Genomic DNA, 12,279 nt, shown 5'->3' on the forward strand with positions numbered 1-12,279 from the left:
ATATTTTTTCATACTAATTTATTTTGTGTATGGACAAGTTGCAATAAAAGAGCACTTTTCTAGCCTGTTATCATTTATGTTTAAATTCTATTGGTGACGACCATAGGAGATATAATTTATGATTCGTGATGAGAAAATCTTTGAGGATGTTTTAAAAGCTTTAAAAGAACATGCTGTAAGAGATAAAGTTCATGATATTCGTCAACATTTTGCAAAAGACAAACAACGTTTTACTAATTTCTCCTTAAGACTTGATGACCTCCTTTTTGATTTTTCAAAATGTGGCGTAGCATCTAATACATTAGATCTCTTAGATAATTTGGCTGTTGTGGCAAATGTTTTAGGTAGACGTGAAGCTATGTTTTCTGGTGATCTCATTAATGCTACTGAAAATCGTTCGGTTCTCCATACTGCTTTGCGCTTGCCTGCTAATGAAGTTTTCATTTTTAATAAACGCGATGTTGTTCAAGATATCCAAGCTGTTTTTGCTCATATGGAAAATTTCTCTGAAACGGTTCGGAATGGTAGTTATAAAGGAAGTAGCGGTAAAAGGATAACTGATGTTGTAAACATTGGTATCGGAGGTTCTGATCTTGGACCTGCAATGGTTACTAGTGCTTTAAAACCTTATCATGATGGGCCTGATTGCCACTTCGTTTCTAATATAGATAGTGCGCATATTGCCGATATCCTTGTTGATTTGAATCCAGAGACAACCCTGTTTATTATTGTTTCTAAAACTTTTACGACAACTGAAACAATGGAAAATGCTCGTGTTGCACGTCAATGGATCAGTTCACATATAGAGGAAGAGGCAGTCAAGAAGCACTTCGTTGCTGTTTCAAGTGCCATCGATAAAGTGATAGAATTTGGTATAGATTCTTCACAAATTTTTGAATTTTGGGATTGGGTAGGAGGGCGCCATTCAATTTGGTCTGCGGTTGGTCTTATTGTTATGTTGGCGATAGGAGGTCAGGGTTTTCGCCAATTTCTTAAAGGTGCTCAACAAATGGATCAGCATTTTAAAAATGCACCTTTGCAAAAAAATATTCCTATTCGTTTTGCTCTTTTAGGGTTTTGGCATCGTGTTATTTGTGGTTATTCATCGCGTGCTATCATTCCTTATGCGCAACGCTTAGCACGTCTTCCAGCTTATTTGCAGCAGCTTGATATGGAATCAAATGGCAAGAATGTTTCTTTAGATGGTCGTCCAATAACTTTTTCAAGTGGTCCAGTTACTTGGGGAGGTTTAGGGACAAATGGACAGCACGCTTTTTTTCAGCTTCTGCATCAAGGAACAGATATTGTTCCTGTGGAGCTTATTCTATTTGTCAAAGGTCATGAATCTAATTTAGATCATATGCATGATATGTTGGTAGCCAATTGCTTAGCACAGTCAGAAGCTTTGATGAAAGGTCACAGTCTTGAGGGTGTTGAATGTTTCGTTCAAAATAGTGAAACCTATAATAGCAAGAGAGATAGTTTTGCAATTCATAAAAGTTGCGTAGGGAATCGGCCAAGTATTGTATTAATTCAAGATTTGCTGACTCCTTTTACGCTCGGTCGTTTAATTGCACTTTATGAACATCGCGTTTTTGTTGAGGGTGTTTTGATGAATATTAATTCGTTTGATCAATGGGGTGTTGAGCTAGGAAAAGAGCTAGCAAATGAATTGTTGCCTATCATTCGTGGAGAAAAAAAAGCTTGCAATCGCGATAGTTCTACATTGGGGCTTTTAACGCATATTCAAGAGAGACGCATTTTAGGTAAAGAAATTTAAATAATGCATGTTCTTCAATAAAGTGGCGGAGAGAGAGGGATTTGAACCCCCGATAGAGTTGCCTCTATGCCGCATTTCGAGTGCGGTGCTTTCAACCACTCAGCCATCTCTCCGTAAATATTAAAATACAACCGAATTTTTCTATCTCAGAAAACTAAATGAGTAGTGATGGATAAGTAACCTTCAATTGCTTTTAGAACAACCCCTTTTTTGCTTTTTAATTCGTCTTTCTTGACAGAGAATATAAATTCTATCATATGTGTTTAGGTGTTGAGCATAGGAAGGTTCATGCATGCACGTTTTATGAGTATTTGATACTCCTTTTAAGTTGTTGCGACTGATAAAAAGTAGCCTGTTTCCCTTTATCATCTAAATTGAAAGTGAAATAAGAGCTGGATCGAACGAAAGGATAAAGAATGTTCGCAGTCATTAAAACTGGTGGAAAGCAATATCGTGTTATTGCTGACCAGTTGGTAAAAGTTGAAAAAATCACTGGTAATGTCGGTGATGTTATTGAGTTTAAAGATGTATTGATGGTTTGTGAGGGAGATAATGTAACTGTTGGAACCCCCGTTGTTTCTGGTGCTGTGGTTACAGCTAAAATTATAGAGCAGGGGCGTTTGCGTAAGGTTATTTCATTTAAGAAACGTCGTCGTCAGAATTCCAAGCGTACGCGGGGTCATCGCCAAGAAGTTACGACGCTTCGTGTTCTGGAGGTGTTGACTGGTAGCCTAGAGTCGAGAAAAACAGGTGCAAAGTCGGCTGAAAAGAAAGTTGCTGTACGAAAGGAAACAAAAGCTTCTGATTCTCTCAAGAAAGCTGATACACAAAATTCTAAGGCAAAAGCCGTGTCAGAAGATTCAGTCATAACATCAGATAAGTAAGAAAGTTCAAAGGAGAGCATCTATGGCACATAAAAAAGCTGGTGGTTCTTCGCGGAATGGTCGCGATTCAGAATCAAAACGTCTCGGTGTTAAAAAATTTGGTGGTGAAAGCGTTATTGCTGGAAATATTATTGTTCGCCAACGTGGTACACGTTGGCATCCCGGGGATAACGTTGGTATTGGGAAAGATCATACTCTTTTTGCGTTATCAAATGGAATGGTTTCTTTTCGTAGGAAAGCAAATAACCGTTCGTATGTTTCTGTCATTCCTATGGCAGAATCAGCAAAGTAGACTGTGATATCTGTTGAAATACAACAATATCTTATTAGATCTTGGTTATTGAAATTATTTAGTGCTTGAAGGAAAGGTGGGGTGCTGTCTTTCCTTTTTTGCGTTCTATATATTAAATGGAAGGATGTATGGAGCTAAAAGTAAAATTTTTGATGATCGTTTCTTAAATAGTTTAAAAATACATGATATGAGGTTTATACTGAAAATACGAGTGTAATGTGAAAAGTTACTGGTAGTGTATGGCAGTAATGAAGACAATTTACGGCTATCTTGTACACGTACGAAAAGGTAGGGAGGAGTCTGTTTTTGGAGAATGATAAATAGATTCTAGTTAAGATATTTTCCATATAGTTTGTATAGAATAGATCAATTGATTGCCATAAGAGTTACAATGCTCTTTGGTTAGCGGTAAGTGGGTAGATTAGAGCTGGTTAAATTGGAATACAGTAACAAAAACTAAAGGATGTAACTAAGGCTGTTTAAGAGCAGGTGAGGGTAAGTTCTTTCAATTAATTTACAATCAGGCGATCTTATTAAAGGAGTATTTGAGGATCAAAATAACCAAAATGTGAATTAGCTTACATCCAGGATATTTTTTAACTCGATAGTCTTATTTATTTGTTTGTCAGCGTTTAAATATTAATATCTCTTACATAGCTTTATTTTGGCTATCAGTGATATTCATTGGGGAAAATGGTGTACATATATTTGTAAGGGTGTGTAGAAAATAACATCGTGCAAATGCGGTGTTTATTGAGAAATAAGAAACCATAACGTCGTCAGATTGCGTCTTTAAAATTTTATTATCCTAGGATTTTTAGGAACAAAAGATTTAAAGAAGTGATCGAGAGAAAGTTATGTGCCATCATATAATCAGTTCGAGAGGAAAATTAGATTGCTAAGCTCTGTAGGGAGTAAATTGAGATATCAGCTCAAATCATAGATGATTGAATGCTCTGTTTTGTTATATAAAGATAATCTACAGCTATGTCGCATACTTCATACTGTGATGATGTTTTTTAGTTGCTTATCGGTTGGTTAAGTATATGAGGATTTTTGTCTTTTGCTTAGCTAATTATAGAATAAACGTTAGGTTTTTGCCATAAAAATAATTTGTGAAGTTTGAGCATTTCATTTGGTTATACTTTATAGAATAAAGGAAAATTATGTGGTTGTTTATACTATATATTTTAAGAAGTGCAGCTTTGAAATGCAATTTATAGGGTGCGAGGAGGTAGAAGCAATGAATGCAGTTTTAACAAGATGGGAATATTGTTTATAAGATCTGTGCAATTTTTATCTGCTTTTAAGCATAAAAATGATGTGATGTATGCTGCTGCTAAATGACTTGGTAGGTTGGTTCGGTTAGCAAATTTTATTTTGTAAGCATTCTCAAACGAGAAGTAACAACGAACTCTTCGCTTGGAAGTATGATATAGCAATCTTCTATGGAAATAGCTTAAGGTATTGATTTAATTATTAGAAATTCTGTTTCTATTGTACAAACCCCCCACCAGTGTTGAATGGTATGATGGAAATAAAGTGGCGTTTGGTTATTGCCGGTTTGGCTTGCCCAACTCACTCATTCTATAGAGATTTTGCAAAGAACTGACTCATCTTTTATTTGGAAAGGCTTGAATCACTTTTAACAACTGGCAAATAAGCAACAGATTATTAAAACTTTGTTTGGTCAGGATGCGAGAATGGAGAATACTTTTGTTGGCGATCTTTCTGTATGCGAAGAATGGACGTTAGATTATCCGGGTGGCCTTCATGCACGGCCAGCTTCTCTTTGGGTTGATTTTGCTAAAAAAGCTCAGAGTTCTATTAGAGTTCGTCGCGGTCAGTGTGCCGTTGAAATGAAAAATTTGGTTGGTTTACTGCAATTAGGTGCAAAAAATGGTGATGTTCTAATTTTTTCGACAGATGCTGTAGGTGGTATGCAATTGCTCAAAGAGGCAATTTCTGTTGCAAAGCGGATTAGCATAAGTGAAAATTGTGTCATGAGAGAAATGGAAGCTCAGCCCAAAGTTTGTCATGGTTGGTATCCGCGCTCTGGGCAAAAAGGCATTTCTGGTATTGGAGCAAGCCCAGGATTATCGGTTGGCAAGATTTTTGTTTTAAGGCGGAATGATATTACCATCATAGATCGACCGGTTGATTTTGCAACTGGCACTGCATGTCTTGAAAATGCTCTTATAAAAACAAAACATAAAATGGAGTCAATCATTAATGATATCACAGCTCGTATGGGATCAGATTCTGCTGCTATTTTTTCAGCACAAATGGTTTTGCTTGAGGATGAAAGTCTGCTGGCTCAGGCATTTCGTTTTATAGCAGAAGGTCATGGCGTCGATTGGTCTTGGAATAAAGCAGTTCGACAGTTTGTAGATATGTTTTCTAAGGTAGATAACCCTTTGTTAGCAGCGCGTGCTATTAATTTAGTTGACGTCGGTTATCGCGTTTTAGGTGAAATTAATCCATCTTATAGATCATTTTTTTTAAGTGACCTTCCCCATGGTATTATCCTTGTAACAGATGATTTATCTCCTTCTGATGTAGCTCAGCTTGATTGTAAAAAAGTGAAGGGATTGGTTACAGCATGGGGAGGACCTCTGTCACATACAGCTATTTTGGTGCGCACTTTAGGTATTCCAATGGTTGTTGCTGCAGGTTGTGGCATTTTAGCAGTTGAGGATGATATCCAGACCATTATTGATGGCGATAATGGTTTTATTTATTTTGATCCTACTCTTGAAGATATTAAAGATGCTCAAAAACAGATAGGCATGGTCGCTCAAAAACGTGGCAGTGAAATGCGTGCGTACGGATTGCCAGTGCAAACAATTGATGGTCAAAAAATTCGTATTATGGCTAATGTCAATTACGCACATCAGGTTCCTACTGCACTAGATTTGGGAGCTGAAGGCATTGGGCTAATGCGTACAGAGTCTTTATTTTTAGATAGCTCTCATATTCCAGATGAAGAGGCACAATATAAGATCTATCGTGCGATGATAACAGCTGTAGGTGATAAGCCTTTGATTATTCGTGCGCTTGATATTGGTGGGGATAAACAAGTTATGCATTTACATGTATCTAAAGAGGACAATCCCTTTTTAGGTGTTAGAGGAACACGGCTTTTATTACGTCGGCGTGATCTTCTGGTTCCACAGTTGCGTGCCCTGTATCGAGCCGCAAAAGAGGGGGGAGATCTATGGATTCTATTTCCAATGGTTATGTCTGTTTCAGAAATTTTGGCTATAAAAAAGATTGCTGCAGAAATTCGGAGTGATGTTGGTGCTCCAAAATTAAAATTTGGTATTATGATTGAAGTTCCTGCAGCAGCCATTATGGCAGATATTTTAAGCAGTTATGTTGATTTTTTTTCTATTGGAACCAATGACTTAACCCAATATACGATGGCTGTTGATAGACAAAATCCTTATCTTGTGTCTGAAGCTGATAGCCTTGATCCAGCAGTTTTGCGCATGATCTATCAGACTATTCAAGGTGCGGCAAAACATGAACGTTGGGTTAGCGTATGTGGCGGTATGGCTGGAGATCCTTTTGCAGCAATGATTTTGACTGGATTAGGCATTAATGAGCTTTCCATGATAGCTTGTGATATTGCTTCAGTAAAAATGTGTTTGCAGACGCATAGTTTTGAAGATATGAGAATTTTGGCAAAAAAAGCATTGCAATGTGAGACTGCGCAAACCGTACGTGCTCTTAAAAAAGATATAAAATGACAGAAATTTTTAATTAGCATAGAGTACTAATTAATTCTGCAATTTAATCACACAATCGCCTTTATCTATTGTTGTTGGAATAAAGTTTTATTCTTATACACTACGCTATATAGTATTAAAATCTGAAAACTTGATGGAAAAGCTTATCTTGCTTATTGCTGGATATGAGAGTTCATGAATTTGTGATATTATCCTAGTATACTTAATTAAAAAAGTTTGTTTTCATTTCAATTTGAGAATTTATTCATTAATGAAGAGTAGTGTAGATGGATATAAAGCTATTTATTTTCAGTGTTTATCCACTAAAAATGCTTTTTGAAGATAGAGAATGAGCTATTCTGAGATATAAGCACGATGTCTTATTTTTATAAATAAAATAATTTTTTAAATTTTACATGTGTAGCATATGTAGTTTGAGCTTGAACACTATTTTTTTCTGAGTATAGTGCAGGAATTCTGGAGAGGTGGCCGAGTGGTTGAAGGCGCACGCCTGGAACGCGTGTATATGGGAAACCATATCGAGGGTTCGAATCCCTCTCTCTCCGCCATATTTCAAAAATCAATAAGTTATATAAAAGTTCGGGAATCAAACACTCAAATGCCTTGCAGCTTATTTGTGTATCCTTTTTGGGTAAGACTTTACTTCTCCAAGCGATAGGTAGGGATGATAGAGTAATAAAAATAAAGATGATTAGGTGCTTTGAAATCACCCCTTTATTTAGTAGATAATCATCAGATGAATTAAGATTGTTCCAAACTTATGCCGATTTTTGCTGATAAGGCTGCGGTAGATAGCTGCTTGGGAAGAAAGATGATCTGGAAGACAAGGTCATTTGCAGCATTGCTCATACAGATCTTATTAAAGAACTGGCTTAAGGCTTCCGGCGTACTACAAATTCACGAAACGGTTGGAGATTTGCTCAAAGAGATCTCCGCGATCATAGAAATTCAGGCTGTAAAATATCCTCATACGTTAGTTTCAAAACCGTTAGGGTCAATGATGGCACAAAGCACCTTGTCTTCAATACATGCTTGATTCATTTGTCACTTGTATTGACAGGGTCATCATCCATGAATTTTGTCACATACGGTATCCAAACTATTATCCGAAGTTTTGAAATTGTTGGCAACCATCCTGCTTTGATTGGCAGAAGCAAAAAAAGCAGCTTGAGAAGTGTTTGATTTAATGAATGAGAACAAGTCGATGAGAAGCATACAAAAATAGGGAATCTTTTACGGATAAGACAAAACTCCACATATCTTATAAGTAAAACTTATAACTCTATCATAGCAGCGTTTCCAATACAGCTATACTATAATCCGCTAGTATGGCAGTTATGGAGTATTTTTATCAAGTTCTCTCCATAGCATTTCATGGAGATATTTTATGGATTATATTCTTGGTTTAGATTTTTATTGGGCTTATTCAGAATACAATATAATAGCTGCTTTCCATGGAAGATAGGCGATATCTCAATTCCAGTTAAGCGAATAATACCGAGTATACGTGAAAGGAAATGGGTAAAAATTTAGATTTATCCGTATTCCTTGGGTACCATAAAAATACTATAATTGTAATAGATAGATTAAACAGGAAGTGAAGAAAATCATTCCTGGTATCCAAGATTTTGGGGATTTTTTAGAGTAGCGCCAATTGAGCAGAGCTTTAAAGGTAGTATGTTTGCTATATTTTTTTCAATTATTCTGAATCTATAGTGTTTTCCATTTTATTCATAAGATAACAGTGAGTGCTTTAATGATCACTCTATTCTAACTCCATACTCTTCGTCTTAATTTGTCGTGAATGTATAAGATCGTGAAGTTAGGAATAATATTGTCTACATAAGTCGCATGTATTTATGTGTGCAAAAATCAATATTAATTATTTTGCAATTTGATGAAAAAGTATTGTGATGCTCTTGTCGTTCTACTTTCGCGCTGTATTTTGAATAGTAGGACTGCTCTTTAACGGAATTCTGTAAGGAGTGCTGTCTTTATCGAGGGATAGGCTGCATGTTTTAAAGTTGTATATTTTTTGTTTTGAAACTTCTTAACGAAAATGAGGATTTTTTTTAAATCCTATGTTTTTTAGAAATTTGTTTAGAAATTTATGATGATACTGCGGTGAAAGTGTCAGTATCAACGGGGGAGATCTGTATCCATTAGTCTTTTGTACGCGAATTGAGATCTTAGCTATAGGAATTTTGCGTGTTGTAATGGTGTTGGATTCTATTCGGAGGAGGATTTATGAAAAAAATATATTCAACCCAAAATTCTGTGAAAGTGGTTTCTTTGAGCGCTATGATGGTTGTATTCTTATCGAGTGGCTCTCCTGTTTCTGCTGCAAGTTTTGCAGTAGTAGGACAAAATAATGTTGTGAATGTAGACGTTCCCATTGTAGCTGATCTTAAAGATCAAGATGGCAGTGTTATTTTAAGTAGTGATGATGATAATTACTTTGATGCAGATCAAAATCAAAAATTTAAAGTAGCTAACCCTTATAATACGATTGCTAAACAGGTGGTATGGATTGATAACGGGCAAAAGAGCTATAATGATGGTTATGCGAGAGGACTTCTCGGTAACGGTGTGAATGATATGCTTGTGAATCTTTCTAAGGCTGCGAGTAGCAGGATAGTTCCAGAGCCAAGAGCGCTTTCAGTGGTCGCGGGTGATAATGCAGCTGTATTAGGTCAATATGGTGTTGCTTTAGGATATAATGCAAGGGCAGACTCTTCTGGAGTTACTTTAGGTATTAATGCTGCAGGTAATACAGCGGAATCCATTGCAATTGGTCAAGGCGCAAAGGTATTTTCTACAGGTGGTATTGCTGTCGGTGCAGAGTCTGTCGCTAAAGTTGAAAAGGGGGTTCTGGGTTATGATCCTCTTGATGATTTTGCGTCAACCAGTACTAGTCCTGTATGGAAAAGCACTAAAGCTGCTTTTAGTATTGGTAATGCTACAAATGTTACTACAGATGGTATAACTCGGCAGCTTATAGGAGTAGCGGCGGGGAGTTCAGATACCGATGCGGTAAATGTTGCACAGCTGAAAGCTGTAAGAGCATTAGCAGTAAAACCATGGCAGCTTTCTGTTAATGGGGGAAGTGATACGAATGTCAGAGCAAATACCAAAATAAACTTCCAAGGAGATGGAGGGAATAATAACGGGAATATCAGAGTTACAATAGACACTGGCCGAAATATAACATTTAGTTTGGCGGATGATGTTCGGGTTGGCAGTGTGGTAACAGGAGCGAGCAGGTTAAATGATACTGGTTTAACGATTACAAGTGGTCCGAGTCTGACTAAAAGTGGTATTGTAGCTGGTAATAAAGCAGTTACAGGAGTAGCAAACGGAAATCTTTCTTCCTCTTCAACCGATGCAGTGAATGGCTCCCAACTTTTTGAAGTCAAAACTCAGGTTACTGCTCTTGGCAATGGCGTTAATAAGGCACAAGAGAATATGTCAACATTTTTTGGTAATGTATCGCAATATTTTGGTGGCGGTGCAAATCCTGTGACTGGTCAGGCACCTACTTATACGATTGCTGGTACCGCATATCATGATGTTGGTTCTGCATTTGGTGGAGTTAATAATTCTATCACAGCGATTAAGGGTGCAGCAGCCTTCGTTAAGCAAGAGGGAGGTGATAGTGCTTTAATCACGATCGGAAAGGCAACAAGCGGTTCTGAAATTAATATTGCCAATACGAATAGTGACAATCGAAAACTTTCTGGTGTTGCAAACGGAAATCTTTCTTCCTCTTCAACTGATGCAGTGAATGGCTCTCAACTTTTTGATGTTAAGAATCAGATTACTGCTCTTAGTGACAATAGTATTGTTAAGTACGATAATGGTATAATCTCCATTGGTAAGAGACAGCGTGGCACTGTAATAAGTGTGGTAGACGCGGATGGTTCTGTGCGTAGCATCACTGGTGTGAAAGCAGCAACGCTTTCAGGAACATCAACAGAAGCTGTTAATGGTACACAGCTCTATATAACTGTAAATAAGATTGATGCCTTACAGAAGTATATAGGTGGCGGTGCAAATGCGTCTTCTCGTGAGGCACCTACTTATACGATTGCTGGTACTGCATATCATGATGTTGGTTCTGCATTTGGTGGGGTTAATAATTCCATCACAGCAATTAAAGGTGAGGTCTCTAATTTTGTAGACAACAGCCTCGTTAAGCAAGAGGGGGATGATAGTGCTTTAATCACGATTGGGAAGGCAACAAGCGGTTCTGAAATTAATATTGCCAATACGAATAGTGACAATCGAAAACTTTCTGGTGTTGCAAACGGAAATCTTTCTTCCTCTTCAACCGATGCAGTGAATGGCTCTCAACTTTTTGATGTTAAGAATCAGATTACTGCTCTTAGTGACAATAGTCTTGTTAAGGAGAATAATGGTACAATCACCATTGGTAACCTTATAAGCGGCACTACAGTTGATATGACAAATAAGGATGGTGGAACACGTACTATTTCTGGTGTGAAGGAAGCAACGCTTTCAGGAGTATCGACAGACGCTGTTAATGGTGCACAGCTCTTTATGATCTCGAATCAAGTTGATGCTTTGAAAGATTATATGGGTGGCGGTGCAAATCCTGTGACTGGTCAGGCACCTACTTATACGATTGCTGGTACTGCATATCATGATGTTGGTTCTGCATTTGGTGGAGTTGATGATTCCATCACAGCAATTAAAGGTGAGATCTCTAATTTTGTAGACAACAGCCTCGTTAAGCAAGAGGGGGATGATAGTGCTTTAATCACGATTGGGAAGGCAACAAGCGGTTCTGAAATTAATATTGCCAATACGAATAGTGACACTCGAAAACTTTCTGGTGTTGCAAACGGAAATCTTTCTTCCTCTTCAACTGATGCAGTGAATGGCTCTCAACTTTTTGATGTTAAGAATCAGATTACTGCTCTTAGTAATAATAGTCTTGTTAAGTACGATAATGGTACAATCACCATTGGTAAGGATGTCGGCGGTACTGTAATTGATGTTGGAAGTGGTAATAATGAGAATCGAAAACTTTCTAATGTTGCAACTGGAATTCTTTCCGCCTCTTCAGCTGACGCAGTAAATGGTGCGCAGCTTTATACTATGAGCAATCAGCTTGCTTCTTATTTAGGTGGCGGAGCTAGATATGATGATAATGACGAACAATGGATAGCTCCAACTTTTAAAATTTCTCAATTTAATGCTGTTGGGACGACTCAAGAAGCGTCATATAATAATGTTGCTGAGGCCTTGAATGGTATTAATACTTCTATGTCAAATATGAATGAACGTATTGGCCAAATTACAGGTGAAATTGATGCAGTAGACGCTTTATATTGGAATAACACAAAAAATGCTTACTCTGCTTCTCATGATGGTGCAGTTTCTAAAATTACCGATGTAGCTGTTGGTGAAGTTACACAAGATTCAACCGATGCAGTGAATGGCTCTCAACTTTTTGATGTTAAGAATCAGATTACTGCTCTTAGTGACAATAGTCTTGTTAAGGAGAATAATGGTACAATCACCATTGGTAACCTTATAAGCGGCACT

At 37.3% G+C, this 12,279-nt stretch carries 4 protein-coding genes, 2 tRNA genes and 2 pseudogenes; 7 read left to right on the forward strand and 1 reads right to left on the reverse strand.

The window, feature by feature from the left end:
• The first annotated feature begins 118 nt into the window (after window positions 1-118).
• Window positions 119-1,780 carry a glucose-6-phosphate isomerase gene (gene pgi, locus WCP78_RS02240; RefSeq protein WP_336278877.1) on the forward strand — a complete coding sequence of 554 codons (1,662 nt, stop codon included), beginning with the start codon at window positions 119-121 and terminating at the stop codon, window positions 1,778-1,780.
• A 23-nt stretch (window positions 1,781-1,803) separates the two neighbouring features.
• Here the strand turns inward: pgi and WCP78_RS02245 are convergent.
• Window positions 1,804-1,893 (reverse strand) — tRNA-Ser (locus WCP78_RS02245).
• 303 nt (window positions 1,894-2,196) lie between these two features.
• Between WCP78_RS02245 and rplU the strand changes: the two genes are divergently transcribed.
• The 6 genes and pseudogenes from rplU to WCP78_RS02275 all read left to right on the forward strand — a co-directional run.
• Entirely contained in the window at window positions 2,197-2,664 is a 468-nt protein-coding gene (gene rplU, locus WCP78_RS02250; RefSeq protein ID WP_336278878.1) for a 50S ribosomal protein L21, read from the forward strand.
• A gap of 22 nt (window positions 2,665-2,686) precedes the next feature.
• Entirely contained in the window at window positions 2,687-2,956 is a 270-nt protein-coding gene (gene rpmA, locus WCP78_RS02255; RefSeq protein ID WP_336278879.1) for a 50S ribosomal protein L27, read from the forward strand.
• Between the two features lie 1,210 nt (window positions 2,957-4,166).
• Window positions 4,167-6,708: pseudogene (ptsP, locus tag WCP78_RS02260) on the forward strand (phosphoenolpyruvate--protein phosphotransferase).
• A 458-nt stretch (window positions 6,709-7,166) separates the two neighbouring features.
• Window positions 7,167-7,256, forward strand: a tRNA-Ser gene (locus WCP78_RS02265).
• Between the two features lie 212 nt (window positions 7,257-7,468).
• The gene (locus tag WCP78_RS02270) at window positions 7,469-7,744 is read left to right on the forward strand and encodes a hypothetical protein (RefSeq protein WP_336278880.1); all 276 of its coding nucleotides are present in this window, start codon (window positions 7,469-7,471) and stop codon (window positions 7,742-7,744) included.
• A 1,211-nt stretch (window positions 7,745-8,955) separates the two neighbouring features.
• Window positions 8,956-12,279, forward strand: a pseudogene (locus WCP78_RS02275) (hypothetical protein); the annotation flags it as partial.

Origin of the sequence: Bartonella occidentalis, from assembly GCF_037070875.1 — a bacterium.
GTDB lineage: Bacteria > Pseudomonadota > Alphaproteobacteria > Rhizobiales > Rhizobiaceae > Bartonella.